At 61.0% G+C, this 25,423-nt stretch carries 21 protein-coding genes; 8 read left to right on the top strand and 13 right to left on the bottom strand.

Annotated features, from left to right (window positions below):
* Positions 1 to 43: 43 nt before the first annotated feature.
* The 7 genes from KLP40_RS17560 to KLP40_RS17530 all read right to left on the bottom strand — a co-directional run bounded on the left by KLP40_RS17560 (position 44) and on the right by KLP40_RS17530 (position 9,658).
* Positions 44 to 1,381: a PQQ-dependent sugar dehydrogenase gene (locus KLP40_RS17560; RefSeq protein WP_215595133.1), complete on the bottom strand. Its 1,338-nt coding sequence runs from the start codon at positions 1,379 to 1,381 to the stop codon at positions 44 to 46.
* Between the two features lie 203 nt (positions 1,382 to 1,584).
* Positions 1,585 to 2,418, bottom strand: a complete 834-nt coding sequence (locus KLP40_RS17555; RefSeq protein ID WP_215595132.1) for a phosphosulfolactate synthase — start codon at positions 2,416 to 2,418, stop codon at positions 1,585 to 1,587.
* A gap of 261 nt (positions 2,419 to 2,679) precedes the next feature.
* Positions 2,680 to 4,077 (bottom strand): tetratricopeptide repeat protein, encoded by a 1,398-nt coding sequence (locus tag KLP40_RS17550; RefSeq protein ID WP_215595131.1) that lies wholly within the window; start codon positions 4,075 to 4,077, stop codon positions 2,680 to 2,682.
* Between the two features lie 242 nt (positions 4,078 to 4,319).
* Positions 4,320 to 5,318, bottom strand: a complete 999-nt coding sequence (locus KLP40_RS17545) for an NAD-dependent epimerase/dehydratase family protein (RefSeq protein WP_215595130.1) — start codon at positions 5,316 to 5,318, stop codon at positions 4,320 to 4,322.
* Between the two features lie 127 nt (positions 5,319 to 5,445).
* Positions 5,446 to 6,207 (bottom strand): tyrosine-protein phosphatase, encoded by a 762-nt coding sequence (locus tag KLP40_RS17540; RefSeq protein WP_215595129.1) that lies wholly within the window; start codon positions 6,205 to 6,207, stop codon positions 5,446 to 5,448.
* Positions 6,208 to 6,224: 17 nt separating this feature from the next.
* A complete protein-coding gene (locus KLP40_RS17535) occupies positions 6,225 to 8,678 on the bottom strand; it encodes a GumC family protein (RefSeq protein ID WP_215595128.1) in 2,454 nt (817 codons plus the stop codon).
* 26 nt (positions 8,679 to 8,704) lie between these two features.
* Positions 8,705 to 9,658, bottom strand: coding sequence for a polysaccharide biosynthesis/export family protein (locus KLP40_RS17530; protein ID WP_215595127.1), 954 nt, complete (start codon positions 9,656 to 9,658; stop codon positions 8,705 to 8,707).
* Between the two features lie 254 nt (positions 9,659 to 9,912).
* Here KLP40_RS17530 and KLP40_RS17525 point away from each other — a divergent pair, with 254 nt between their 5' ends.
* From KLP40_RS17525 to hpf, 4 genes are all read left to right on the top strand, one after another.
* Complete coding sequence (locus KLP40_RS17525) at positions 9,913 to 11,052, top strand: acyl-CoA dehydrogenase (RefSeq protein ID WP_215595126.1); 1,140 nt, start codon at positions 9,913 to 9,915, stop codon at positions 11,050 to 11,052.
* 176 nt (positions 11,053 to 11,228) lie between these two features.
* Positions 11,229 to 11,429: a 30S ribosomal protein S21 gene (rpsU, locus tag KLP40_RS17520; RefSeq protein WP_215595125.1), complete on the top strand. Its 201-nt coding sequence runs from the start codon at positions 11,229 to 11,231 to the stop codon at positions 11,427 to 11,429.
* A gap of 157 nt (positions 11,430 to 11,586) precedes the next feature.
* Positions 11,587 to 12,474 carry a tyrosine-type recombinase/integrase gene (locus tag KLP40_RS17515; protein WP_215595124.1) on the top strand — a complete coding sequence of 296 codons (888 nt, stop codon included), beginning with the start codon at positions 11,587 to 11,589 and terminating at the stop codon, positions 12,472 to 12,474.
* Positions 12,475 to 12,509: 35 nt separating this feature from the next.
* The gene (gene hpf / locus KLP40_RS17510) at positions 12,510 to 12,809 is read left to right on the top strand and encodes a ribosome hibernation-promoting factor, HPF/YfiA family (protein WP_215595123.1); all 300 of its coding nucleotides are present in this window, start codon (positions 12,510 to 12,512) and stop codon (positions 12,807 to 12,809) included.
* 113 nt (positions 12,810 to 12,922) lie between these two features.
* Here the strand turns inward: hpf and metK are convergent, their stop codons facing one another.
* On the bottom strand, positions 12,923 to 14,185 hold the full coding sequence (gene metK / locus KLP40_RS17505; protein ID WP_215595122.1) for a methionine adenosyltransferase: 1,263 nt from the start codon (positions 14,183 to 14,185) through the stop codon (positions 12,923 to 12,925).
* A 212-nt stretch (positions 14,186 to 14,397) separates the two neighbouring features.
* Here metK and KLP40_RS17500 point away from each other — a divergent pair, with 212 nt between their 5' ends.
* The gene (locus KLP40_RS17500) at positions 14,398 to 15,222 is read left to right on the top strand and encodes a phosphatase PAP2 family protein (RefSeq protein WP_215595121.1); all 825 of its coding nucleotides are present in this window, start codon (positions 14,398 to 14,400) and stop codon (positions 15,220 to 15,222) included.
* Positions 15,223 to 15,246: 24 nt separating this feature from the next.
* Here KLP40_RS17500 and KLP40_RS17495 read toward each other — a convergent pair whose 3' ends face one another.
* Positions 15,247 to 16,485, bottom strand: coding sequence for a hypothetical protein (locus KLP40_RS17495; protein ID WP_215595120.1), 1,239 nt, complete (start codon positions 16,483 to 16,485; stop codon positions 15,247 to 15,249).
* A 152-nt stretch (positions 16,486 to 16,637) separates the two neighbouring features.
* Entirely contained in the window at positions 16,638 to 19,109 is a 2,472-nt protein-coding gene (locus KLP40_RS17490; protein WP_317196790.1) for a S9 family peptidase, read from the bottom strand.
* A 174-nt stretch (positions 19,110 to 19,283) separates the two neighbouring features.
* Between KLP40_RS17490 and KLP40_RS17485 the strand changes: the two genes are divergently transcribed.
* On the top strand, positions 19,284 to 19,859 hold the full coding sequence (locus KLP40_RS17485) for a porin family protein (RefSeq protein WP_215595119.1): 576 nt from the start codon (positions 19,284 to 19,286) through the stop codon (positions 19,857 to 19,859).
* 23 nt (positions 19,860 to 19,882) lie between these two features.
* On the opposite strand, the gene KLP40_RS17480 is transcribed toward KLP40_RS17485, so the two are convergent.
* Complete coding sequence (locus KLP40_RS17480; RefSeq protein ID WP_215595118.1) at positions 19,883 to 20,500, bottom strand: HD domain-containing protein; 618 nt, start codon at positions 20,498 to 20,500, stop codon at positions 19,883 to 19,885.
* Between the two features lie 152 nt (positions 20,501 to 20,652).
* On the bottom strand, positions 20,653 to 21,126 hold the full coding sequence (locus KLP40_RS17475; RefSeq protein WP_317196789.1) for a GNAT family N-acetyltransferase: 474 nt from the start codon (positions 21,124 to 21,126) through the stop codon (positions 20,653 to 20,655).
* Between the two features lie 96 nt (positions 21,127 to 21,222).
* On the opposite strand from KLP40_RS17475, the gene KLP40_RS17470 reads away from it, so the two are divergent.
* On the top strand, positions 21,223 to 22,623 hold the full coding sequence (locus KLP40_RS17470) for a PQQ-dependent sugar dehydrogenase (protein ID WP_215595117.1): 1,401 nt from the start codon (positions 21,223 to 21,225) through the stop codon (positions 22,621 to 22,623).
* Between the two features lie 179 nt (positions 22,624 to 22,802).
* Here the strand turns inward: KLP40_RS17470 and KLP40_RS17465 are convergent, their stop codons facing one another.
* Positions 22,803 to 23,792: a cation diffusion facilitator family transporter gene (locus KLP40_RS17465; protein ID WP_215595116.1), complete on the bottom strand. Its 990-nt coding sequence runs from the start codon at positions 23,790 to 23,792 to the stop codon at positions 22,803 to 22,805.
* A 253-nt stretch (positions 23,793 to 24,045) separates the two neighbouring features.
* On the opposite strand from KLP40_RS17465, the gene KLP40_RS17460 reads away from it, so the two are divergent.
* On the top strand, positions 24,046 to 25,422 hold the full coding sequence (locus KLP40_RS17460; protein ID WP_215595115.1) for an Nramp family divalent metal transporter: 1,377 nt from the start codon (positions 24,046 to 24,048) through the stop codon (positions 25,420 to 25,422).
* Position 25,423 lies beyond the last annotated feature (1 nt).

Genomic DNA, 25,423 nt, shown 5'->3' with positions numbered 1-25,423 from the left:
ACCTCCCGGCGGGAAGTGGCTCTGGTGAGATAAAGCAGGAAGGCTACTGGGCGGCCACCCGCCAGATTTTACCGCCGGCGTCGTCGGCTACCAGCAGCACGCCGTTGGGCAGCACCGTTACGCCCACCGGGCGGCCGTACACCTCGTTCTTTTCGGCGTTGGCAATGAAGCCGGTCAGGAAATCCTCGGGCGGCCCGCTGGGCTTACCCGCGCTGAAGGGCACGAATACCACTTTATAGCCCGAAAACTCGGAACGGTTCCAGGAGCCGTGCTGCCCGATGAAGGCGCCGTTGCGGTAGCGTTCCGGAAACGCCTCGGCATCGTAAAAAGCCAGCCCCAGGGAGGCCGTGTGGGCCCCCAGCGGCACTTCGGGCACGATGGATTTCTTCACCAACTCCGGCTTTTCGCCCTTGCGGCGCGGGTCTTCGTGCTGGCCGAAGTAGGCATAGGGCCAGCCGTAGAAGCCCCCGGCCTGCACGCTGGTCAGGTAATCGGGCACCAGCTCGTCGCCCAGTTCGTCGCGCTCATTCACGGCCGTCCAGAGCACATTGGTGCCGGGGGCCCAGTCCATGCCCACGGGGTTGCGCAGGCCGGCGGCGTACACTTTCTCACCGCTGCCGTCGGGGTTAATTTCGAGAATGTTGGCCCGGCGCCTTTCTTCCTCCATGCCGTGCTCGCCCACGTTGGAAGCCGAGCCCACCGATACGTAGATTTTCTGGCCGTCGGGGCTGGCCAGCAGGTTGCGGGTCCAGTGGTTGTTGTAGCCGCCGGCGGGCAGGTCAAGGATTTTCTCGCCCGGGGCCGTGATGCTCGTCTGGCCTTCCTGGTAGGGATAGCGCCACACGCCGTCGGTGTTGGCCACGTAGAAGTAGCCGCCCAGCAGCAGCATGCCGAAGGGCTGGTTCAGGTCCTTGAGAAATACGGTCTGGGTATCGGGCCGGCCGTCCTGCTTTTCATCGCGCAGCAGCGTGATGCGGTTGGCGCTGGTCGGCCGCAACGATTTAGAGGGGTCGAGCTTGAGGGCGGCGGCTACTTTCTCCTTGGTGTCAGTGGGTACGGTGTTGGCCTCGGCCACCAGCACGTCGCCATTGGGCAGCACGTACATATTGCGCGGACTCTCCAGCCCGGCCGCGTATTGGGTCACCAGAAAGCCGGTGGGCACGGCGGGCATCTCGGCCTGGGGCCACTCCACAATCCGGCTGCGCTTGGTCACTGATTCGGTGGCGTAGGGAGCCGGCAGTTCCAGCTCTTTGGTGGCCGTGGCTACGGTGTCGGCGGGGGTAATGAGGGCCGCTTCGGTCTTTTCTGTTTTCGTGGGTTCTCCGCAGCCCGCCAGTAGCAACAGAGTGACAAAAGCCGATGTGGAGGCGAAGTGATGCATAGAAAGGTAAAAGTACAAGACAACAATAACCGAAACCACTGACAGCCCGGGCTATTTCCGTGTACTGCATTTGCGCGCCCTAGGTTAACCACAACCGTCCGGCCGCCCCGCAAGCTTCGGGCCATTCGCCCGCCGCCGAAACAAAAAAGGCCCCGCCGCTGAGGCGAAGCCTTTTCCTTTCTGGTCCTGCTGAGCCGGCGGCCTTACCCCCGCGGCATGGAGGTACCGGGGCGGCCCGAGGTTTTGGGCTCGGGGCGGAACATCTCGTCCACGGCGTCCATATCCAGGAAGTCGGTGAACGTGTCGCCGCGCAGGCCCAGGCGGATGGTTTCGAGGCTGATGATTTCGTTGGGCGCAATGTTGCCCAGGTTCACGTTGGCTCCCAGCAGCTTGATAAACCACACCTGCTGGGCTTTCTGGGGCGCTTCCCAGATGATTTTCTCGAACGGAATCTGGGTCAGAATTTCTTCCACCAGCCCCGAGCGCACCTCGCCGGTGCTGCGGAACAGGCCCACATTGCCGGCTTCCCGGGCTTCGCCGATAACTTTCGTGGCGCCGGCTTCGAGCTCGGTCTTCATCTGAGAAATCCACTTGTAGGGCGGAATAATCTTCTCCGCATCCTTGGAACCCACCTCGCTCAGCACCTGCACATCCTGCGACAGGGTCCGGATGAATTCGAGCTTTTTGTCGTGGTTGAGGTCGATGGAACCGTCCGATACCTCGGCGTATTCCATTCCGAAGGTATCGAGCAGGCGGCGGTAATCCTCGAACTGGTTGCGGATGATAAAGGCCTCAAACAGCGTCCCGCCGAAATACACCGGAATCCCGGCTTCCTTGTACACGGCCAGCTTACGCTTGAGGTTGGGGTTTACGTAGGAGGTGGCCCAGCCCAGCTTCACAATATCGGTGTACGAGGCCCCTACTTCCAGAAAGTCTTCGGCTTCCCGCACGCTCAGGCCCTTGTCCATGACCATGGTGAAGCCCTGCTCGCGGGGTTTGACGGTGCGCTCGGGAAGTTGATTGAGGGAGTAGTTCATGGTAGTGTGAAGGTCCGGAGGACTGAGAGTCTAAAAAAACTGAGCCGCCGCGCCCAGGGCGCGCGGCGGCTCAAAAGTACGCCCGAATTCTATAAGATGGGGTCCCGGGGACTGAGGGTCCGGGGGACTAGGTTGCCGGGGTTGCGGGGAGTTGGGGTAGCGGAGGACTAAGAGACCGGAATTCCGGGTACTGGGGATTGGTCTTCCCTTGCGAACTTCAACCCAGTCCCTCAGCTCCCCGGCCCCCGATACCCCACCAACCTACTTCCGGTACTGGTTGATCAGCCGGGCCAGGGCCTGCTGCGACTCCAGCTCGGGGAAATACTCGAACAACAGGCGGTGCTTGTCGAAATCGAGCAGCAAAGCCCCTTCCAGGCAGGCGTAGGCCTCGCGGTAGCGCCCGGCCGCCAGCAGATAGGCGCACAGGCGGTAGTGCAGCTCCGCCTCGGCCGGGCTGATTTCCAACGCATTCCGCATCAGGTCAATGGCCCCGTCGAAGTTGCCCTGCTCATAGAGCAGGATGCTCCAGTTCAGCCAGCCGTCCTTGTTTTCGGGGCCGACCTCGGTGCCCTTTTCGTAGGCCTCAATGGCCGACACGATGTTGCCGATCTGGTACTCGGCGGCGGCCAGGGCCAACCAGTACTCCACACTGTCGGCGTAAAGACTCACGGCCTTGCGGAAGAAGTGGATGGCCTCAAAGTACTTTTCCTGGGCCTGCATGATCACACCAATGCCAAACCAGGCCTCGTCCATTTCAGGATTCAGGTCTATGGCGCGCTGGTAGAAGCGGCGGGCCAGGTCCCACTCGGCCAGCTTTTCGTGGCACTCACCAATGTTGCACAGGGCCTCGGGCGTGGGCTCACCGGCCGGATGGCTCAGCTCAAACTCGCTGATGGCCGCCCGGTAGCGCTCCAGGCTCACGTAGGTGCTGGCCAGGTAGCCGTGGGCGTCGTAGAACTCGCCATCGATGAGTATGGCGTAATCAAAGGCCCGGATGGCGTCATCAAACTGTCCGGCCCGGAAGTGGGCCTGCCCCAGGTTGTACCAGGCCACGGCCGAATACGGGTCTTCGTCGGTGAAGCGGCGGAAGAACTCCAGGTTGCTTTCCAGCCGCTCGCTCACCTCCAGGCAGTAAAGCAGCTCCTGCACGGCCACCTCGTTATCGGGGTTCAGGCGCAGGCTTTGCTTGTAGTACTTGGCCGCACTCTTGAACTTCTGCCAGCTCTGGTAAGCCAGCCCGAGGTTGAAGAAGATGTCGTCGCGGTCTTCGGTGCGCTCCACGGCCTGCAGAAAGAAGGCCACGGCCTCGGCAAACTCCCCCTTTTGGGTGGCAATGATGCCGCGCGTCACGGCCACGTCGGGGTTGTCGGGGTCGAGGTGAGCCACATCCTCAATCTGGGTGCTGGCGGCAGCGTATTCGCCTTTCATGGCCAGCACCTGCGAGCGGTCGATGAGCAGTTCCGTGCTGAACGGGTACTGCGCAATAGCCGCCTCGCAGGCCTGCAGGGCTTTATCGTACTGGGTGTTGGTGGTATAGTGGTCGATGATGTTCTCAAAATCGGCCAGGTCAAAAAACACGGGGGCGTTGCTGGCTACCATGTCCTCAAATCGACGCACGGTGGCCAGCACTTCTTCCCGGTCCTCAAAGTTCTCGTTCATTCTCATGCTTCTGCTATCAGCACGAGTCCGCCAAAAGGGCAGACTTCGTGGGTGAACGGGCGCGTTTTCAGGATCGAATTCGCCCCGCCCATAATATACAACAACCACACCTAAGGTGAAATGGGAAGCTAGTGAAAAGGGCAGTTGACGGTCGGGCAGCGTTAACGGCGGGTACCGACCGACAGGAGCCGTTGGCCCAGGCTGCCTATTCCGCCCCATTCGCGCCCCCCAGCATCAACTTCTCATTTCCCTAGCTCGCCCTGCGCCAGCTCTTGGCAGCACCAGCGGATGGTTTCCGACAAAGGTCGGAACTCCCGGCCCAATTCCTGCCGGATTTTATCAGCCCGGTATTCCAGGGGCCGGCGGCCGGCCCGGGCGGTGTCTTTGGTGATGAGCGGGCGGGCACCCGTGAGCAACGCCCGCACGTGCTCCAAACGCCAGATTGTTTCGGCGGCCCAACCGGGCACGGCCAGCGTGGGCGGGCGCTTGCCGAAGCCGGCCGCCGCCTGCGTCAGCAGTTCGCGCAGCGGCATACTTCCCGCACTGACTACGTACCGTTCTCCGCTCCGATTGGTATCCAGGGTCAGCCCTAGCAAGGCCTCCACCACGTCGCGCACATCCACCAGGTTGATGGTGGTGGGCGTGTAGAAGCGGTGCTCCTGGTAGGCATAGCGCAACAGGCGGGTGCTGCTGCGCTGCCAGTCGCCCGGTCCCAGAATCACCGACGGATTCACCATCACCGCCGACAGCCCTTCGGCTACGCCGCGCCACACTTCCAGCTCCGCCAGGTATTTCGACGTGGCGTAGGCGTTGTGCTCGGCGCCCAGGTCCCACTTAGCCTGCTCATCCACCACCGGTTGCTGCGCAGTTTCCTCCGGCGCGGCCGGCATCTGCCCCAGCGCCGCCACCGACGACACAAACCCCAACCGAACGCCTGCCCGCTCCAGGCAGGCATCTACCACATTGGCTGTGCCTTCCACGTTCACCCGCAGCAGTTCCTCTTCGTCCTGAGGAGCATAGGAGACGAGTCCGGCGCAGTGAAATACATGCGTGACGCCCTCCAGGGCCGCCCTTACGGCCAGAGCATCCCGAATGTCGCCGGCCACCCACTCGACTGCCTCGGCACCCGCAACCGCCGGAATCGTGGTGCGATAGAGCGCCCGCACAGGCAGGCCCCGTCCCAGCAATCTGGCTATCAGAAAACTCCCCACTAAGCCACTACCGCCGGTTACGAGAATCATGCTTTCGTTTTTCGAGGTTGCCTTTTCGTTTTCGCAGGCCCTTGGGGTGGCAGCCTGCCCGCAAGCAAACACGTTCCTTCCTGCTGCGCAGACTCTACTGGGGATGATGAGCGGCTGCAAGCAGTTGCTAGAGCGTATTATTCAGTAGTGGCAGGGCCAGAGCCTTTGCCAGGTAAGGACTGGCCAGCACTTTGTTGCGCAAGGTATCCAGGTGTTTGAGGTGGTGGGTGTCCGTGCCCAGCAGGTCAACCAATCCACCGTCAATGAGTTTCTCCGCAACCCGTTTTGCCCCGGCCGAATAATAACCGGTTATCGAGTTCAGATTGACCTGCAGCAATACGCCTTCCTGCCGGATGCGCACAAGTTCCTCAAACCGGCCGTACAAATACGTGTAGCGCTCGGGGTGGGCCAGCACCGGCTGGTACCCGGCCGCCTTCAGGTTGAAGATGGTTTCGGCCAGGTTGAAGGGCTCGTTGATGTAAGAGGTTTCAACCAGCACGAGCCGCTGTTCGCCCCCAAACGTGAGCAACTCCTGCTGGTTCTCCAGGCGCTGCCCGAAGCTCTCATCCAGGTAATACTCCGCTGCGCACTCCAGCTGCATTCCCGTAATCCCGGCCGTTGCGGCCGCTTGCCGTAAGGCAGCCAGGGCCCCCCGGATGCCTTCGGGGGTGTTGCGGTAGAAGTCGCCCATAATGTGGGGCGTCATGATCAGCTTGTGGTAGCCCAGGTCCTGCAATTGCCGCACCAGCGCTACCGATTGGTCTAAGGTTTCAGCCCCATCGTCCAGGCCGGGCAGCAAGTGGGAGTGCATGTCCGTGCCCAACGCCGCCAACGACGCCGGAACTGCCGGGGCTTTGTCCCGCTGGAAGAGTTTCTGAAAAAAAGACATCTAAAGAGCCGACAGAATCAGGAGATGCGCTTCCGCAACCGGCCGAACAGCCCTTTGGGAGTCGTGTCTTCGTCGTAGTATCCCTGTCCGTACCCGTAGCCATATCCGTAGCCATACCCGTAGCCGTAACCGCCCGTGGTCTGCGCATCATTCAGAATAGTGGTCAGCTTCGTGAAGCCGTTGGTGCGCATGAGCTTGTTGACGTTTTTCAGAAACGACTTTTTGGAGTAGTTGGCCCGCACGATATAAATCGGCACATCGGCTTTGCGCATGATCAGGATGCCATCCGTCACCAAACCAACCGGCGGCGTATCAATCATCACCACATCGTACTGCTGATGTAGCTGACTAATCAGCTCATCGAAGTTCGGACTCAGGATCAGCTCCGAAGGGTTAGGAGGCGTCGGACCGGCGGAAATAAAGTCGAGGGTCGGAATGCTGGTATGCTGCAGGCATTCCTGCCAAGTGTGCTTCTCAATCAGGATTGTACTTACGCCCTTCGTATTTTCAGCATCAAAGGCCAGGTTGACTTTGGGCTTGCGCATGTCCAGATCCAGAATCACGACCCGTTGATCCGAAGCTGCAATAATACCGGCCAAGTTGACAGTGACGAAGGTTTTGCCTTCCCCGCTGATAGTAGAAGTGATGGAAATCAGCCGTTTTTTCTTGGAGGTAGCTACAAACTCCAGGTTGGTCCGGATGGAGCGAATAGCCTCGGAAAGGGCCGATTTGGGGTTACGGTCCACCACCAGTTTCGACACGGCCATTTTCTCCTTGTCATACGTAGGAATGACTCCCAGCACCGAAGCATGCGTGTTCCGTTCCAGCTCGCGGATGTTGGTTACCGTGTTGTGCAGAAGATACCGCACCGCAATAAGCCCCAGCCCCAGTAATATGCCCACTGCCAGACCAATGGCATAAACCATGGTTTTTATAGGAGAAATAGGCACAGCCGGGCTGGCGGGTGACAGAATCTGAAAGTCAGCCGTTGCCCCAGCCATGGATATGCCAAACTCCATCTGCCTTTCCATCATCATGAGGTTGTACTTTTCGTACAATTCGAGCGGACGTTGCAGCCGGGTTTGTTCAGTGTATTTATCAGGCAACTGCCGGAGCTCGTTTTCCAGTTCCGCGCGCTTGCTGCGGAGCTTGGCCTCCTGCCCTATAATTAGCTGCTGGTTTTTGCGCAGTAGTTGCCGCACAATTCTTTTCAGATCAGCAACGGTTTGCTCCTTGGCCTGTACGGCCAGCGTGGCCCCCGGCTGGTAGGAAAGCAAAGTGCGCTTCAAGTCCAGTTGCGCATCACTCAGTTGTGTAATGCGTTCCACTAACTGGGCATCCTTCACTTCGGCCAGGGCCGGAATGCTTTGCATCACGTCCCCATCCGCCCGATCCGTTAGTCTCTCCTGCTCAATCAGTTGAGCCAGGTCGTTCATCATCGTGACCTGCTCCTGCAATACAGCACGCTCCTGTTCGAGTTCCTGTAGCGCAGTGGTAATCTGCCCGACGTCCCCCTTGACATCGTAGGTGCCGGCCCGCTTCACGAAGTTGCCCATATTTTCCTCCGCCCGGCTGAGCTTCTGGTTGTTGTCGCCGAGTTGCTCGCTGATGTAGCGCATGGCGCGCGCCGCCTGCTCACGCTTATTCTCCAGCTTTTCCTGCAGATAAACGGAATCAATGGCATTCACAATATCCCGGGCTTTGGCAGGGTTGCGGTCAGTGAACGAAATACTGATGGTGTTGGCATCAGCATTCACGATATCGATGAGCAGGTTGGTATTGAAATAGTTATTCAGCGCGCTATTACTGTTGACTACAAAAGAATACTGGCCGTCGAGTGCCGCCTCATTGTAAAAAGCCGTTTTCCGCACGGTAAACCGGAAGCCCGCAGCATTGAAGGGCTGGTCAAATAGCTGCTGCTGTTCTGCTCCTCCTAATGCCTCTGGCAAGGTCAGTTCAAAAGTCGTAGGCGATACGAAGCGCAGAGCTATCTTCTGATCGAAAACACTTCCATCACTAGATTCATAGGCGACCACAAAGGGCGATAAACCATACAATTCAGTTTCCAGCACGGTGCCCTGAACGTAGTAATTAACGTCCAGATCCAAAGAATCTTTAAGGCGCCGATAGATGATATCCGACTTAATTATCTCGATTTCTCCCGAGAGTTTGTTGATGGACTGCTTTTGCTCAATTGCTCCTCCTAATCCTTCCAGACCCAATACGCCCGCCTCCGACTTTTCATCAATCTTAAGTGTGGAAGTAGACTTATAAACCGAAGGAGTATAGCGCAAATACAGCCACGCCGCCGTTACTCCCAATACCATCAGCACTATCATCCAGGGCAGGCTGCGGCGGGCAACTGTTAGTAGGGTCGTTAAATCCAGTCCTCCCCCGTCACTTTCTTCTTCCGGTTCTCCTCCGGCACTGCGGATAAGTTCTTCCAGTTCTGCGTCTTCCTTTGCCGCCATTCGGGTAGTTGTCAGAGAAAAAATTCTTAGTTGCCGCCCGAAAGGCGCGAAACAAGATAAATAGTACTCACCACGGACGCAATGCCCCCAAGGAGCCCGAACAAAGGCGTTATATCCTGTAGACCTTCGTAGAAAGGCCGCCGGATAGGCTCAACATATATAATATCGTTGGGTTCCACCTGCAGATTGGCTCGCCGCATTCCGTCAATGGTGGTCAGGTCAATAAGTTGAACCTGAGGGTTCTTCAAATTGCCCCGAATCAGGCGGATATTATCGGCCCGGCCGGCCCGGCCTGTGCCACTGGTTCCGACGAAGGCACCTTCGATACCACCGGCACTGGCCAGCACCTCCAGCAAGGTCATGTTATCGTTGAACATCTGGATAACCTGACCGGAACCACCGGAAAGAGCCCCCAGTACTACGATGCGGTTATTGGTCACCCGCGTCGTCACGAATACACCTTTGTAGAACTCGGTATACTTGGTTTGCAGCAGGCTGTCGGCCTGGAGCAGCGTAAGGCCTGCTAGGCGCTGATAGTTCACCATCGGCAACCGTACAATACCGTCGTGCTGCACCAGAAATACTGTATTTCCTTGCCCCTGCTGATTTTGCTGCTGATTTTGCTGCTGGCCTTGCTGGCCTTGTCGACCAATACCTGCTGATTGACGGATAGTGCTGGCTCCACCGGCATTTCCAGTACGGTTACCAAAGAAGAGTTCACCGTTGGGGTCCAGGATTCGTTCGCCCTCGTTGGTGTAGAGCCGCACCTCCAGATAATCGTTAGGCTGAATAATATAGTTTCGCTCCGCACGGTTCACTACATCCCGCAATCTGGCTGTATCGATACGGCCAGCTCCGTCCGTACGAAACAAAATGTTCTGCTGGTGCACCCGGGCAGTGGCACAGGAGCCCAACAACAGAGCGGCCGGGGCGCACAGCAACCACAAAAACAAGAGGCGGCGAGAGAGGAATTTATGCATGCAGACCGGCCCAGACCGGATTCAGGTAGAAAATTGGGGCGTATTTTGCCTGTAGGACAGGGCAGTATTTGCCTAAAAACCATCAAAGAAACCGAATTACCCGCCTCTTTCAAAATAACATCCCGCGTAAGCCGGAATCCTGTACTGGCTTGTGCGGCCTTAAAATCGTACTTTCGCGGACCCAAAATCCGGGCCGCGGCGTTTTACGCCAATCTGCCCCCTTCTTGATTCCCACCAATCCCACCCCCACCCCTATGGAACTGGTAGCTACTGAAAATCAGACCATGATTGCCCAGATGGTGCGCGACTTCGGCGCCCAACACATCAAGCCCCACATGATGCAGTGGGATGAGTCGCAGGAATTTCCGAAAGACGTCTTCCACAAACTGGGAGAACTGGGTCTGATGGGTGTGCTGGTGCCCCAGGAGTACGGCGGGGCCGGCTTTGGGTACGTAGAATACGTGACGGCCATTGCTGAGCTCTCCAAAATTGATGGCAGCATTGGCCTGAGCATGGCTGCGCACAACTCCCTGTGCACGGGCCATATTCTGCAGCACGCCTCCGAAGAGCAGAAGCACAAGTACCTGCCCAAACTGGCTTCCGGGGAGTGGATCGGGGCCTGGGGCCTCACGGAGCCCAACACCGGCTCCGATGCCGGCAACATGCGCACCGTGGCCGTGGAAGATGGCGACCACTACGTGCTCAACGGCGCCAAGAACTTCATTACCCACGGCAAAACCGGCAACGTGGCCGTCGTTATTGCCCGGACCGGCGAAGTCGGCGACTCGCGGGGTATGACGGCCTTTATCATTGAGCGCGGCACCCCCGGTTTTGAGGCGGGCCGCAAGGAGGACAAACTGGGCATGCGGGCTTCGGAAACCACCGAACTCATCTTCACCGACTGCCGGGTGCCCAAGGAGAACGTAATTGGCCAGGTCGGCGACGGTTTTGTGCAGGCGCTGAAGGTGCTCGATGGCGGCCGCATCAGCATTGCGGCCCTGAGCCTGGGTATTGCCCAGGGGGCCTACGAGGCCGCGCTGCAGTACTCCAAGGAGCGCCACCAGTTCAACCAGCCCATCAGCAACTTCCAGGGTATCAGCTTCAAGCTGGCCGATATGGCCACCGAAATTGAAGCGGCTTCCCTGCTCACGTACCGGGCGGCCGACATGAAGGACCGGGGTCTGAACGTGAACCTAGAGTCGGCCATGGCCAAGCTGTACGCCTCCGAAGTGAGCGTGCGCGTGGCCAACGAAGGCGTGCAGATTTTCGGGGGCTACGGCTACACCAAGGACTATCCCGCCGAGAAATACTACCGCGACGCCAAACTCTGCACCATCGGCGAAGGCACTTCCGAGATTCAGAAGCTCGTGATTGCCCGCGCCATCCTCAAATAGAATCACAGATGGTGCAGATAAAAGTGACGCCGCAGATTTGATTGCGTTTCTTTTAGCAAAACGAATCTGCGGCATTACTTTTATCTGCACCATCTGTGATTATCTTTTGAATCCGCAGAATATGTGATTATCTTTGCGGCCCTTCACAGGTTTGCATTCTCAAGTTCACTGCTGATATGATCATCGTACAAATCAAAGAAAACGAGTCGGTTGACCGTGCGCTCAAGCGCTTTAAGAAGAAATTCGAGCGCACCGGCGTTCTGAAAGAATTGCGTCGTCGCACCTTCTTCCAGAAGCCCTCCATCACCAACCGCAAGCAGAAGCAGAAGGCTATCTACAAGCTGGCGACCTACGGTCCCGACGCGGATCCGAAATAGTCCGACGCCCACGGCATAGCCCTTGGTCGAGCGAAAACCCACCCGATTTCCCTCAGGAAATGAATCGGGTGGGTTTTTCGCGTGCGCACACTTTGGTTTTTTTCCTGCCTTGAATTCCCTACATTGGGTATGCGGCCCCCAGGGCCGACCCCGAAGTATGGAGTTATTTTTTGATTATCTGCGGTTCGAACGGCGCTATAGCCCCCACACCGTGGTATCGTACCAGACTGATCTGCGCCAGTTTGCCGAGTTTCTGCAGACTACCTACGAGCTGGCCGAACCGGCCCGGGCCGACCACACCCTGATCCGGTCCTGGGTAGTGCAGTTCATGCAGCAGCAGCGGGACCCGCGCACGGTGAACCGCAAAATTGCCTGCCTCCGCTCCTACTACAACTATCTGCTGCGCACCGGCCAGATCGGGAAAAACCCGATGCTTCGCATCACGTCGCCCAAAGTGGCGAAGAAACTGCCCGATTTCGTGCCGGAAGAAGCCCTTAACGGCCTGCTCAACTCCTTTGACTTTCCCGACACCTTTGCCGGTGTCCGCGACCAGCTCATTCTGGAGCTGCTTTATGGCACCGGCATCCGCCTCTCGGAACTGATCGGCATCCGGCACGCCGACCTGAGCCTGCCCGGCCGCACGGTACGCGTAACAGGCAAGGGCAACAAGCAGCGCATCGTACCGCTCAACCCCAGCCTGCTAACAGTGCTCGAACGCTATATAGCCCGCCAGCACCAGGAATTTGGCGCCGGCAGCAACGCCGGCAGCGCCCTGCTCGTTACGGATAAAGGAGAATCGCTCTACGAAAAGTTTGTTTACCGCACCGTAAAGCACTATCTGAGCCAGATTACCACGGCCACGGGCCAGCAGCACCCTCACGTGCTGCGCCACTCGTTCGCCACCCATCTGCTCAGTAAAGGAGCTGATTTAAACGCCATTAAAGAACTGCTGGGCCACGCCAACCTGGCGGCCACGCAGGTATATACCCACCTGAGCATCGACAAGCTCCGGTCGGTTTTTGAGAAGGCCCATCCCAAGGCCTGATGTTGTTTCTTTTTTTACCCTTAACCCCCCAGTCGATGAAAGTACAGACGCATTCGGTACACTTTGATGCTGACCAAAAACTGCTCGATTTCATCCAGAAACGCCTCGACAAACTTGAAACCTTCTATGACCGCGTCACGGAAGGCGAAGTGATTCTGAAGCTGAACAATAAGGACGGTATCGCCAACAAAACAGTGGAAGTGAAGCTGCTCGTACCGGGCGCTACGCTCTTCTGCCAGGAAGATGCGCCCACGTTCGAGTCGGCCACCGACGCCGCCTACGAGTGCATGCGCCGTCAGCTGGTAAAACACAAAGAGAAACTCGTAAACCACTAAATCGCTGGCTGCCAGCCAGGAGCTCTCAGTCAGTAGCTGAGCCATAAAAAAGCCCCGTCTGAATTGTCAGACGGGGCTTTTTCTGCGTTCGGGCCAAGCGGCCGGGAAGCAGTCTACAAGCCAAATTCGGCTTTGATGCGGTCCACGTAGTCGAGCTTTTCCCAGGTAAAGGTTTCCACCGTTTTGGTGCTGCCGTCGGGCAGGGTAACGGTTTTGGAGCCCGCCTCGCGGCCCATATGGCCATAGGCGGCCGACTCGGCAAAGATGGGGTTCTGCAAGCCCAAACGCTGCACAATGGCATACGGACGCAGGTCGAAGAGGCGCTGCACCTTTTCGGCAACCTGACCGTCGGTGAGCTTCTCGCCGTTCGGGCCAGTGGCGTTGGTCGTGCCATAGGTGGTCACGAACACACCCACGGGCTGGGCTACGCCAATAGCGTAGGCCACCTGCACGAGTACCTGATCGGCCACACCGGCGGCTACCAGGTTTTTGGCGATATGACGGGCCGCGTAAGCGGCCGAGCGGTCGACCTTGCTCGAATCCTTGCCGGAGAAGGCGCCGCCGCCGTGGGCTCCTTTGCCACCGTAGGTGTCCACGATGATTTTGCGGCCGGTCAGGCCCGAGTCGCCGTGGGGCCCCCCGATGACGAACTTGCCGGTGGGGTTGATGTGGTAGGTAATGTCGGTGGTGAACAGGGCCTGGGTGTCGGCATCGAGCTGGGCCTTCACGCGGGGCACCAGAATGGTGCGGATATCCTCGTCGATCTGGCGCAGCATCTCGGCCTCCGTGGCGGCAAACTCATCGTGCTGGGTGCTGACCACGATGGTTTCGATGGCCTCGGGCGTGTTGTCGTCGGCGTAGCGGATGGTGACCTGGCTTTTGGCATCGGGGCGCAGGTAGGTCATTTCCTGCCCGGCCTTGCGAATGGCCGACAGCTCGCGCAGCAACCGGTGCGAAAGGTCGAGAGCCAGGGGCATGTAGTTGGCCGTTTCCTTGGTAGCGTACCCGAACATCATGCCCTGGTCGCCGGCGCCCTGCTCCTCGGCCGTGGCCCGCACCACGCCCTGGTTGATGTCGGGCGACTGCTCGTGCAGGCGGTTCATCACCTCGCACGTATCGGCATTGAACAGGTATTCGGGCTTGTTATAGCCGATGCGACGAATCACTTCCCGGATAATGGGCTCCGCCTCCACGTGGGCCGTCGATTTTATTTCGCCGGCAACCAGCGCAAAATCGGTGGTTACCAGGGTTTCGCAGGCCACTTTTGCGGCGGGGTCCTGGCGCAGATATTCGTCGAGGATGGCGTCGGAAATCTGGTCGGCTACTTTATCAGGGTGGCCTTCCGAAACAGATTCGGAAGTGAACAGGTAGGGCATCAGCTAGGAAAAGGTAGAAGTACGCGAGAGGCCGGCAGCCCCTGCCCCGGTGCGGCCAGAGCGCCAGCGTGGGGCCGCAAAGCTACGAGTTTTACGGAAGTTAGCCGAAGCCATTTGCCAAAACCGACCCGCTTGTTTGCGCCTACCTCCAACCCGCAACGCCCGGTTTCGTTTAGAGGTCCCAAACAATTTTTCGCCTCTTCCCTCCCCGCATGAAACGACTTTTAGCTCCCCTGCTGCCACTGCTACTACTGCTGAACCCGGCGGCGGCCCACGCCCAGCGCACTTCTTCCCCGTACCAGACGCGCCTGGCCGTGGACGGACCGGTTATTCTGGGTCTGGGCCTGGCCAGCGCCACGGGCCTGTACCTGGTGCAGCAGAAGGACGGCCTGACCGATGCCCAGCTGGCTGCCCTCAACAAGAACGACGTGCCCAAGTTCGACCGGTTTTCGGCAGGCTACTACAGCACCTCGGCCCAGACAGCGGGCGACCTGATTGTGTATCCCTCGTTACTGGTGGCCCCGGCCCTGCTGGCCCTCAACCAGGATATCCGCGGCAGCTACGGGCAGGTGCTGGCGCTCTACCTCGAAACCATGCTGGCCACCGACGCCACCTTTACCCTCACCATTGGGAACGTGACCCGCTACCGGCCGTTTCTGTACGGTACCGAAGGGGGAGGCGACCGCAACAGCAAGATTTCCACCAACTCCTTCTTCGCCGGCCACACGGCCCACACGGCCACGGCCACGTTCTTCGCCGCCAAGGTCTACCACGATTTCAACCCCGGCACCGCCGCCGAGCCCCTGATCTGGACCGCCGCCGCCCTGGTGCCGGCCGCGCAGGGCTACACCCGCCTCAGGGCCGGCAAGCACTTCCTCTCCGATAACATCGTGGGCTACGCGGTGGGCGCCGCCTCGGGCATCCTGATTCCGCAGCTGCATAAGAAAAACGGCCGGGGCCTGGGTTTGCTGCCCGTGCGGGGCCTGAACGTGAACGGCCACGCCTACAGCGGCCTGCTGCTTACCAAGCGGCTGTAGCCGGTTTGCGGCCCTACAGTTGCTCTAAGAAAACGGTCCGTAGCTGACAACCTGCCAGACGTGCCAGCTCAGGGCCGCCGCAGTCAGCAGCCCCACTCCGACGCGGCCCGGCGGCCGCCGGGCCAGCGCGCCCGCCAGCAGCAGCAACAGCAGCGGCACCAGCATGAAGGTGAGTCGCTCCTGGTAGTAGCCCAAACCGGCCAGAAACACGAGTTGCAGCAGCAGCAGACCCACCAGTTCAGGAAGGCCGGCCGGGCCGGACAATCCGGTTTGGTACCAGCGCCATCCCGCTCCCAGGCCCACCGCCAGCCACAGCCCGATGGCGGGCAGCGTAGCCGCAAACTGCCGCAGATTGGCACCCGCCAGCGCCAAAAACTCCGGGAAGGGCTGCTGCCAGGCCGCGCGTAGCCATACCAGCTGGTTGTAGGCTACGGCTTCGTGGTTGTAGTACGTGACGCCGCGCAGCTGGAGCAGGGCAATCCAACTGAGGGTAGGCAGCAGGAATAACACGACCAGCCCCAGCAGCCGTAGCGGCAGGCGTGGGGGCCGCGGCCGCCAGGCACCGTACAGCAGGACCGGCAGCGCCAGCACGAAGCTGCCATACACCAGCGCCAGCAACCCGCCCAATACGGCCAGCCCCGGCAGCCGCGCCCGCCACCGCGCCGAGTTGCGCAGCTGCAGTGCCGTGCAGAGCAGCAGTGGCGGCACCAGGAAAGTGAACATCTGCTGGTGCACCGTCCAGAAAAAGGCTTTGGTAATCTGATTCGACACCAGCACAACCAGCAGGCCGGCCAGTACCCAGGGGCTTCCCTGCCCGGCCGTGAGGCGGTAGTACAGGTGCCGAAACAACAGCAGCGCCGCCAGCAGCACCGCGTAGTTCAGCAAAACGTACCCGATGTAAAATCCCAGCAAAGGCTGGTACTTGGCGGGCAGCTTCTGCACCAGGCCAGCCGGGAGCAGGCCGCTGCGCTGCAGGCCCTGTACCGCCCAGGTAACCGGGTAGCCCACGGCCGTGCCCAACAGAATAAACAACGGCCGCGACTGCCGGACCTCACGCGGCTCGAGCAGGCGGGCCGGCTGGCGGGCATCTTCCATGTACACAAACCCGTCGCAATTGGCCGTGAAGCCGGCAAAAGACGTCAGGTGCAGGTAGGTGCCGCAGTACTCGCCGTCAGTGCGCGGGGCGGGTGAAAACCAGAACGAAGCCGTAGCCACCAGTATCAGCAAGGTGTAGCGGAGAAGGCGGCTGATTGAAGAGGGCATTTTTAGAGGTAAGCTGACGAACGGCCGAAATTACGCTGCGCCACGTCTCTGGTGCCATAGGAAATTCACTTCCACGCCCCGGAGCAAACGGCGTCGGACCTCAGGCGGCTTTGCCTGCGTCAGGCTGGCAGCCCGCTACAATAATCCGGGCCTTACTGCCCGCCCGTGCTGCCGGGGGCCGCGCCGGCCGGCTTCAGGTTTTCCTCGAACAGCTTCAGGATCCGGCGGTATTCGTCGGTCCAGGAAGAAGGCTCCACGAAGCCGTGGTTTTCGACGGGGTAGACGGCCAGCTCCCAGTTCTCCTTTTTGAGCTCGATCAGGCGCTGGCTCAGGCGCACGATATCCTGAAAGTGCACGTTGGTATCGACCATGCCGTGGCACATGAGCAGGTGCCCTTTGAGGCCGGCGGCGTAGTTGATGGGCGAGGACCGGGCGTAGGCTAAGGAGTCGTTGTAAGGCTCGTTGAGGATGTTGTCGGTGTAGCCGTGGTTGTAGTGGGCCCAGTCGGTAACGGAGCGCAGAGCGGCGCCGGCCTGGAACACGTCGGGCTGGGTGAACATGGCCATCAGGGTGATGAAGCCGCCGTAGCTGCCGCCGTAAATGCCAATTCGTTGGGGGCTGACGCCGTATTTCTCGGTCAGGAGCTTGGCGCCGTCTACCTGGTCGGTGAGGTCCTTGCCGCCCATGTAGCGGTAGATGCCCGTGCGCACGTCGCGGCCGTAGCCGGCCGAGCCGCGGTAGTCGATGTCGAGCACCGTGTAGCCCTTGTCGACCAGCAGATTGTGGAACATGTACTCGCGGAAGTAACTGCTCCACCACTTGTGGGCGTTCTGGAGGTAACCCGCGCCGTGCACGAACACCACGGCCGGCCCCTGGGCCTGCGGGTTGGCGGGGCGGTAGAGGCGGGAGTACACGCCGGCCCCGTCGCGGGCTTTGTACTCAATCACCTCGGGCTGGCGCCAGGCGTAGCTCTCAAACTCGGGGGTGGTGCTGTGGGTAAGGCGGCGCAGCTTGGCGCCGGGCTTGTTGTCCATCGTGTACAGCTCCCAGGGCGTGTTGCTGGTGCTGTAGCGCAGGGCCCAGGTTTTCTCGTCGGGCGAGAGGGTGGCCTCGTCGTAGCCGCCGGGCTGGGTGGTAAGCTGGGTGAGCGCGCCGCCCGCCACCGGCAGGCGGTAGAGGTGCTGCTCGCCGGGGTGGGTTTTGTTGGCCAGCAGGTACCACGTTTTGCCATCCTGGCTGAGCTGGGTTTTCTGCACTTCAAACGAGCCGCTGGTCAGGGCCTTTTTCTGGCCGCTGCTGATGTCGTAGGTGTAGAGGTGGGAGTAGCCGGTGGCCTCACTCTGGAACCAGAGGTGGCGCGAATCGGGCAGCCAGCCCACGTTGCCCTCGTCGTAGCCGATGCCGGGGCCGTTAATCCAGGCATCGTCGTGCTGGCGGTCCAGGAGCTTGATTTTCTGGGTGGCCGGGTCGAGGCTCACAATCCAGCGGTCCTTGTTATCGGTGCTGCGGATGACGAGGAAGGCGTGCTGCCCGTCGGGCGACCAGAACGGGCCGAACGGCACCACCCGACGCTGCTCAGTGGCCGGCTTGCCGGTTTTGGCCATTTTAGCCGCCTTGGCCGAATCGGCCGGAGCGGGCGCCTGGGCCCTGAGCTGGTACTCCTGGCGGTATGCTGGCTGCTCGTCGAGGCCCTGCAATTCCTTATACCCGAGCACGAAGGTGGTGTCGCGGCCCACGTCGTAGAGGCCCAGCTGGTAGGCGGTCTGGGCCGCGCCCACTTTGGTGCGCGTGTTGATGTCTTCGGTGAAACCCGAAGCCGTGACGAAGTTGGGCACCAGGGCCACTTTCTCGGCCGAAGGTTCCTGGGTCAGGGTGTAGGTCACGTAGCGGCCATCGGGGGCGAGGCGCAGATTGCGCACCGTTTGGGTGCCCAGCCAGATGGCCTTGGGCCGCAGCCGGGCCAAAGCCTTCTGCTGCTGCTGCCGGGCGCGGGCATCCTGGTCCTTGCCGCGCAGCACCTCGAACAAAGCCAGCTGCTGGGCTTTCAGAAACTTCTCACTTTTATCCGTGGGCTCACCCGTAGCCGGGCGGTTGCCCTTGCGGAAGTCGGTGCGCTGGACCGTTTCGCCGGTGGCGGGGTCCCAGGTGAACAGGTTGCCGCCGCGGGTGTAGCTGATGGCTTGGTCCAGGAGGGCGAAGTGGGGGTCGGTTTCCTGCTCGGCCGTGTTCGTGATGCGCCGGATGCGCTGGGTTTTGAGGTCGAGCAGGTAGATGTCGCCAGCCTTCTCGTAGAGCTTGCGGGCGTGGCGCCGGTCGTACTCGCCCTCGGCGGCGGGCAGGCCGGGCTGCTCGCGCAGACTCACCTTGCGGGCCGCACCGCCCCCGGGCCCGATGCGGTAGAGCGAGTCGCGGCGGGCCTTTTCGGGGTTCCAGCTGAAGTAGATGGCCTTGCCATCCGCGGCCCAGGAAATGTTGGAGGGCGAGGTGCCGAGCCACTGGGCCGGGTCGCGCATTATTTTCTCCACGGTGAGCGGGGCCAGCTGCTGGGCTTGGGCAGCAGTGGTTGGGGCAAAAGTCGGGGCGGCTACCATTAGCAGCAGGCCGAAAAGGCGGATTTCAGGCATCAACAAATCTACTAAGCGAGGAAGGAGTATCTCACAGACACGATTAGCCGCGCGACGTTGCCGAAGCCAGCAGATCCAGGCCGGTTGTCATTTCTGGAAGATGATTGTAATATCGCTCGATTTCCGGGCGTCAGCCGGTATTACTCCTTCCTTCAACACGCTATCAACCCTCCTATGAAAACTATCCTGTTATCTACCTTGGCGCTATTGGCCCTCGGCGTGGCCGCACCTGCCAACGCCCAGAACGTCCGGCTCGGATTGAAGGGCGGCCTCAATTACAGCCGTCTCTCCTTCTACCTTGAAGACCCCGGCTGGCTGCTCGGCCCCGCGGCGGGCGTGTTCGCACAGATTCCCTTGTCGGCCGATGATTTTTTGGCGTTTCAACCTGAGCTACTTTACTCGGCTAAGGGTGCGAAAGACTCCTTTTATGCTGGCAGTAATACCGACCGGCTCCATTATCTCGATGTCCCGTTGCTGGCCCGAATCAAGGCAGGCGGGCTGTTCTTCGAACTCGGCCCACAAGTCAGCTACCTGCTGGCCGTTCGGAACGAGGGGCCCACGGGCACTTACACCGATGTAAGCTCCCATAACCGACTGGCGGCAGGTGCCCTCGCCGGCATTGGCTACCGGCTGCCGATGGGGCTGGGGTTGGGCCTGCGCTATGCTCATGACTTTACCCAAGTTACCCCGCAAGGACCACGCAACAACGTGTTCCAAATGCAAGCGAGCTATTTGTTGCCCGGTAAGTAGCTCCGGTAGGCGCGTGCATCACCCTACAACCCCGCCAACTCCCACCGCAGATTCCGGCGGGCCGCCGCATCCAGCCGCGCCCGAAACTCCGGGGTGCAGTAGAGGACGGGCGTATTCAGCAGCTGCTCCAGCACCTTGCGGCGGCCGCGGCGGTACAGAAAACCGGGGATGAGGCGGTACTCCTGGCGTATCTGCCGGGCGTATTCAGCGTAATCAGCTTCCGCCGCCCCCAGGATTTGCAGGTCGGCATCGAGGAAGAAATCCAGATCGGGGGCCGGGGCGTGGCGGGCGGTGTGGCGGGCCGTACACTCGATAAGGTAGGCCACCCGCGCCTGCTGCTCGGGGCTGAGCGTGGTACGGGCCAGAAACTGCCGGGCCAGCGCGGCACTGCGGATTTCGTTTTCCGCCGACCGGTAATCATATACCGCGTCGTGAAACCAGATGGCCAGCTCCACCACCGCCCGGTCGTGGACCAGGGCGGCGTGCTGGTCCACCGTATCGAGCAGAGCCCGGATGTGGGTCAGGTTGTGGTAGTGGCGGCCGGGGCCGGAGTAGGCAGATTCGAGCTGCCGGTAGGTGTCGTCGCGGAGGGCGGTATCGGGCAGCAGAGGCGTTACGAGGGCGTTCCAGTGGGTTTGCATGCGGAGTTAGAAAGTTGGGAAGTTTCTAAGTTAGAAAGTTAGAAGGATGCGCTGGGAGCATATCGTCTCTGATAAAGTCGGTAGCGGTGAGTCAATCGAAAGCTTCTTGCCTCATCTTCGCTCACTTTCTAACTTCCCAACTTCTTAACTTTCTAATTCCCCGTTGGCACCCCGTACGGATTCAGTTTCTTGATTTCCAGGTACCGATCCGGCGCGGCCAGGTCCTGGAAGCCGAAACGGCGGTAGAGGCCGTGGGCGTCGAGGGTGGCGAGCAGGAAGCGGCGCAGGTCCTGGAGGTCGGGGTGGGCAAAAACGGCCTGCATGAGCTGCTTGCCCAGGCCCCGGCCCTGAAACTCGGGCAGCACGAACACGTCGCAGAGCCAGGCAAAGGTGGCGTAGTCCGTCACGACCCGGGCGAAGGCGGCCTGGCGGCCGTCGGGGCCGTAGAGGCCGAAGTTGAGGGAGTTGGCCAGGGCCCGGTCCACGGTTTCGCGCGGAATGCCCCGGGCCCAGTACGACTCCTGCGAGAGGTAGCGGTGAATCAGGGGTACATCAAGGCGGGCGGGGTCGGGGCTGACGGTGAACATGACGGGCGCGAAGTCAGAGGGCAGGAAGTAAGGTGCCAAGAACGGCAGGCGGCGGCAAAATCCGGCGGGGCACCATCCAAAAACTGGTGGGCTTCGTTAGCTCCTGAACTGCCTCTCCATTCTAAGCACCTGACTATGAAACATCTGAACGCTCTTCTGACTGCCACTTTCCTGTTGGCCAGCCCGGTCCTGACCCGGGCCCAGACGACTCCGCCCGCCCTGGCCACCTTCCCGGTCGGCAGCACCACCGTCACGGTTTCGGCCCTGACGACCGGCCTGAGCGTGCCCTGGGAGCTGGTCTGGGGGCCCGATAACTTCATCTGGATGACCGAGCGCGGCGGCCGCATCAGCCGCGTGGACCCCGCCACGGGGGCCGTAACGCCGCTGCTTACGCTACCCGACGTTTCCACTTCCTCCGAGGGCGGGCTGCTGGGCATGGTGCTTCACCCCGAGTTTACTACCTCGCCCTACGTGTACGTGGTCTACAACTACACCGACAACGGCACCTACCTCGAAAAGCTCGTGCGCCTGACCTATGCCAACGGCACGCTGGGTGCGCCCCTGGTGCTGCTGGGCAACATTCCGGCTACCAGCACCCACAGCGGCTCCCGCCTGCTGCTGCTGCCCGACCGCACCCTGCTCATGAGCACCGGCGACGCCCAGCAGCGGCCCCAGGCCCAGAACCCGGCCTCGCTGAACGGCAAAATCCTGCGCCTCAACCTCGATGGCACCGTGCCGGCCAACAACCCCGTCCCCGGCAGCCTAGTGTACACGCTCGGCCACCGCAACCCCCAGGGCCTCGCGCTCGGTCCCGCGGGCCGCATCTACAGCTCGGAACACGGGGCCAGCAGCGACGACGAGCTCAACCTCATCGAGGCCGGCCGCAACTACGGTTGGCCCACGGTGGAAGGCTACTGCGACCAGACCACGGAAACGGCCTTCTGCGCCCAGAACAACGTGCGTGAGCCCCTCACCACCTGGACGCCCACCCTGGCCGTGGCGGGCCTCGCCTACTATACCTCCCCCGCCATTCCGGGCTGGCAGAACCACCTGCTGCTGACCTCGCTCAAGGCCTCCCGCCTCACCGACCTGCCCCTGAACGCCGCCGGCGACGCCGTAACGTCCCGCACCGACTACCTCACCGGCTTCGGCCGCCTGCGCTCCATCTGCATCTCGCCCCAGGGCCGCCTCTACGTGGGCACCAGCAACCGCGACGGCCGCGGCAACCCCGCCGCCCCCGACGACCGGATTCTGGTGCTCGAAAACCGGGCCTACGTGGCCACCTCCACCAAAAGCAACGCCGCGGCCCGGCTACGCCTCTGGCCCAACCCGGCCCGCCGCACCGTCACGCTGGAGCTGCCCGCCCCGGCCGCCGCGGGTGCCACCGTCCTGGTTCGCGACGCCCTGGGCCGCACCGTGCGCACCACCCGTTTCCCCGCCGCCCAGACCCGGTTCACGTTTTCGGTGGAAGGCCTCAGGCCCGGCCTCTACTCGGTACAAAGCAGCGGCGGCACCCAGCAGTTGGTAGTGGAGTGAGTCGGGGAATGAGTGAAGTGGGGAATGAGTGACTATGCTGTCATCCTGAGCGGAGCGAAGGACCTTGCCACGTCTGAAGAGTACGCCGTAAAACGGGCTGTTCAAGCGTGATAAGGTCCTTCGCTCCGCTCAGGATGACAGGGCACATCACGCATTCACTCATTCTCCACTTCACTCATTTACTCATTCCCCAGCACGTGCCGCTCGTTTTTGGCGACGTTGGCCAGGGTCCAGGGAATTTCGCGGGTGAAGGCGTGCTGGCGCACGGGGCAGTCGGCCACGTGGCAGTGGGAGCAGGCGGCGAAGGTGCAGGGGTCAGCGTGGACGAACATTTCCACCGGCACCTCGAATTCCTGGGCCACGATCTGCTCGATGCCGTGCACCTGCTCGTGGGTCTGCTCCAGGCTCAGGTAGTAGGGCATCGTCACGTGGCAATCGATGTGCAGGCTGGCCCCGTAGCGCACCACGCGCAGGTTGTGCACGTCAATCCAGGTGGGCTGGCGGTGTTCCTGGAGCTCGGCCACTACCTGCTGCACGGTTTTCACGTCGGCCTCATCCATCAGCCCCGACACCGAGCGGCGCACCATGCGGTAGCCGTTCACCACGATGAACACGCCCAGCAGCAGGGCCGCCAGGGCATCGTAAAGCAGGTTATCGGTGAGCATGACCAGGCCCAGGGCAGCGCAGGAAACGAAGGTGCTGACCGCGTCGAGGTAGAGGTGCTGGCCGTCGCCGACGAGGGCGGGCGAGTGGTGCTGCCGGCCGGCCCGCACCAGGGCGAAGCCCACGGCCAGGTTGACCAGGGCCGTGAAGGCCAGCAGGGCAATGCCCCAGTCGGGCCGGGCCACGGGGTGAGGATGCAGCAGGGCCTGGATGGCCGAGTAGAAGATGTAGCCGCCCGCCATCAGAATCAGCCCGCCCTCGAAACCGACCGAGAGGTACTCAATCTTGCCGTGGCCGTAGGGGTGATTTTCGTCCTTGGGCAGGCTGGCCAGGTAGATGCTGTAGAGGGCGAAGCCGCTGGCTACCACGTTGATGATGGACTCCACCGCGTCGGTGAGCACGGCCTGGGAGCGGGTAAGCACCCAGGCGTAGAACTTGACCACAATCAGCACCACGCTCACGACCAGCGAAAGAATAGCGAAACGGGTTTTGAGGGGCAACGGCATGGGCAGCGGGTGAAACGGCGGCGGCAAAAGAAGGCAGGCGGGAGGGCAACGCGGCTGAGCGGCTCCCCGGATTATGGCCTGCCAAGACACGCCCGGGGCCGGCAAAATTCCGTCTTTTTGCCCGGTCCGCAACTTTTGTCAACAAAAGCAGTAGGTAGACTGTCATAAATTAAAATTTAGACAAGGCTAAAAATTACCGTTCTTTGTGAGGATCAGCTCCTCCGCTTCTGTTTTGGGCCTCGCGGCCACCCGTATGCCTTCCACGTTACCCGTTCTCCCCGATTCGTCCCCGGCCGCCGCTGCTCCTGAAACCGGCTGGCGGCACGCCCGCCGCGCCAACTCCCTGCCCGAAGTACACGGCTCCATCACGGTGCCGCCCGAAGGGGCCTCGTTCTGGCGCAAGCTCTGGGCCTTTACCGGCCCGGGCCTGATGGTGGCCGTGGGCTACATGGACCCCGGCAACTGGGCCACCGACATTGAGGGCGGGGCCCGCTACGGCTACATGCTGCTCTCAGTGATTCTGATTTCCAACTTCTTCGCCATGCTGCTCCAGCACCTGGCCGTGAAGCTGGGCATCGTGACGGGCCGCGACCTGGCCCAGGCCTGCCGCGACCATTACTCCCGGCCCGTGTCGTTCGTGCTCTGGGTGTTGTGCGAAATTGCCATTGCTGCCTGCGACCTGGCCGAAGTCATCGGCTCGGCCATTGCCATCAACCTGCTGTTCGGCATTCCGCTGGTCTGGGGCGTGGTGCTCACCATTCTCGACGTGCTGGTGGTGCTCTTCTTCCAGAGCAAGGGCTTCCGCATCATCGAAAGCATCGTGGCGGGCCTGATTTTCGTGATTTTCGGGTGCTTCATCTACGAAATCGTGGCCTCCCACCCCGACTACTTCGCCCTGGCCGAAGGTCTGATTCCGAAGCCGCAGATTGTCACTGACCCGCACGCGCTCTATTTGGCCATCGGGATTCTGGGGGCCACCGTGATGCCCCACAACCTGTACCTGCACTCGAGCATCGTGCAAACCCGGGCCATCCGCCAGGACGAGCCGGGCAAGCGCATGGCCATCCGGTTTGCCACCATCGACAGCACGGTGGCTTTGTTTCTGGCCTTCTTCGTGAACGGGGCCATCCTGGTCGTCTCGGCCGCCACGTTCCACTCCAACAACCTGCGCGAGGTAGCCGACATCTACGACGCGCACAAGCTGCTCACGCCGGTACTGGGCGCGGGCGCGGCCTCGGCCGTGTTTGCCATTGCCCTGCTGGCCTCGGGCCAGAACTCGACCCTGACGGGCACTCTGGCCGGGCAAATCGTGATGGAAGGCTTCCTCGACATCAAGCTCAAGCCCTGGATGCGCCGCCTCATCACCCGCGCCATTGCCGTGGTGCCGGCCCTCATCGTAACCATGCTCTACGGGGAAAAAGGCACGAGTGAGCTGCTGGTCCTGAGCCAAGTGATTCTGTCGTTGCAGCTCAGCTTTGCCGTCATTCCGCTGGTGCTTTTCACCGGCAGCAAGCTCAAAATGGGCGTTTTCGTGAATAAACCCTGGCTGCAGGCCGTCTGCTGGATTATTTCGGCCATCATTCTGGGCCTCAACGGCTACCTGCTGTTCCAGTTCTTCACTGGGGCGTAGC

This window comes from Hymenobacter piscis (assembly GCF_018760735.1).
GTDB lineage: Bacteria > Bacteroidota > Bacteroidia > Cytophagales > Hymenobacteraceae > Hymenobacter > Hymenobacter piscis.
This window is presented reverse-complemented; position numbering and strand designations above follow the sequence as displayed.

Excerpts from the sequence above, each read along its gene's own strand:
- KLP40_RS17490 (WP_317196790.1), bottom strand. The coding sequence starts at position 19,109 with ATGCCTGAAATCCGCCTTTTCGGCCTGCTGCTAATGGTAGCCGCCCCG.
- KLP40_RS17530 (WP_215595127.1), bottom strand. The coding sequence starts at position 9,658 with ATGCATAAATTCCTCTCTCGCCGCCTCTTGTTTTTGTGGTTGCTGTGC.
- KLP40_RS17550 (WP_215595131.1), bottom strand. The coding sequence starts at position 4,077 with ATGAACGAGAACTTTGAGGACCGGGAAGAAGTGCTGGCCACCGTGCGT.
- KLP40_RS17555 (WP_215595132.1), bottom strand. The coding sequence starts at position 2,418 with ATGAACTACTCCCTCAATCAACTTCCCGAGCGCACCGTCAAACCCCGC.
- hpf (WP_215595123.1), top strand. The coding sequence starts at position 12,510 with ATGAAAGTACAGACGCATTCGGTACACTTTGATGCTGACCAAAAACTG.
- KLP40_RS17480 (WP_215595118.1), bottom strand. The coding sequence starts at position 20,500 with ATGCAAACCCACTGGAACGCCCTCGTAACGCCTCTGCTGCCCGATACC.
- KLP40_RS17470 (WP_215595117.1), top strand. The coding sequence starts at position 21,223 with ATGAAACATCTGAACGCTCTTCTGACTGCCACTTTCCTGTTGGCCAGC.
- KLP40_RS17495 (WP_215595120.1), bottom strand. The coding sequence starts at position 16,485 with ATGCCCTCTTCAATCAGCCGCCTTCTCCGCTACACCTTGCTGATACTG.
- KLP40_RS17485 (WP_215595119.1), top strand. The coding sequence starts at position 19,284 with ATGAAAACTATCCTGTTATCTACCTTGGCGCTATTGGCCCTCGGCGTG.
- rpsU (WP_215595125.1), top strand. The coding sequence starts at position 11,229 with ATGATCATCGTACAAATCAAAGAAAACGAGTCGGTTGACCGTGCGCTC.
- KLP40_RS17465 (WP_215595116.1), bottom strand. The coding sequence starts at position 23,792 with ATGCCGTTGCCCCTCAAAACCCGTTTCGCTATTCTTTCGCTGGTCGTG.
- metK (WP_215595122.1), bottom strand. The coding sequence starts at position 14,185 with ATGCCCTACCTGTTCACTTCCGAATCTGTTTCGGAAGGCCACCCTGAT.
- KLP40_RS17515 (WP_215595124.1), top strand. The coding sequence starts at position 11,587 with ATGGAGTTATTTTTTGATTATCTGCGGTTCGAACGGCGCTATAGCCCC.
- KLP40_RS17540 (WP_215595129.1), bottom strand. The coding sequence starts at position 6,207 with ATGTCTTTTTTTCAGAAACTCTTCCAGCGGGACAAAGCCCCGGCAGTT.
- KLP40_RS17525 (WP_215595126.1), top strand. The coding sequence starts at position 9,913 with ATGGAACTGGTAGCTACTGAAAATCAGACCATGATTGCCCAGATGGTG.
- KLP40_RS17460 (WP_215595115.1), top strand. The coding sequence starts at position 24,046 with ATGCCTTCCACGTTACCCGTTCTCCCCGATTCGTCCCCGGCCGCCGCT.
- KLP40_RS17535 (WP_215595128.1), bottom strand. The coding sequence starts at position 8,678 with ATGGCGGCAAAGGAAGACGCAGAACTGGAAGAACTTATCCGCAGTGCC.
- KLP40_RS17545 (WP_215595130.1), bottom strand. The coding sequence starts at position 5,318 with ATGATTCTCGTAACCGGCGGTAGTGGCTTAGTGGGGAGTTTTCTGATA.
- KLP40_RS17560 (WP_215595133.1), bottom strand. The coding sequence starts at position 1,381 with ATGCATCACTTCGCCTCCACATCGGCTTTTGTCACTCTGTTGCTACTG.
- KLP40_RS17500 (WP_215595121.1), top strand. The coding sequence starts at position 14,398 with ATGAAACGACTTTTAGCTCCCCTGCTGCCACTGCTACTACTGCTGAAC.